General features: G+C 58.5%; 1 pseudogene. It reads left to right on the top strand.

Going from position 1 to position 272, the window contains the following annotated elements:
- Nucleotides 1–136: pseudogene (locus tag AB9K35_RS16440) on the top strand (IS3 family transposase); the annotation flags it as partial.
- Between the last annotated feature and the right edge of the window lie 136 nt (nucleotides 137–272).

Below are 272 nucleotides of genomic sequence, written 5' to 3'. Positions count from 1 at the left end.
CCTGACGGTTGTCGACACGCACTCCCGTCTCTGCCCGGCGACTGACCCGCGCTTCACCTATCGGGGCGAAGACGTCGTGCAGACGCTGGAAAGGGTCTGTAGGAAAATTGGCTACCCGAAGACGATACGTGTCGATAACGTCCTATGTCGGGAATTTCCGGCTGCTTAGGTCAGCAGGTCATGGAGCATCCGGAGCCCCGGACGCCCTGACAGGTTTGCCCAGACGGGCTCTGCCGTCAAGAAATGATCTCTTCCATAGCAAACACAGGGTA

The sequence above is a fragment of the Leisingera sp. XS_AS12 genome (genome assembly GCF_041224635.1).
GTDB lineage: Bacteria > Pseudomonadota > Alphaproteobacteria > Rhodobacterales > Rhodobacteraceae > Leisingera.
Note: the sequence above shows the minus strand (reverse complement) of the source record. Positions and strands in the feature narration are given on the sequence as shown.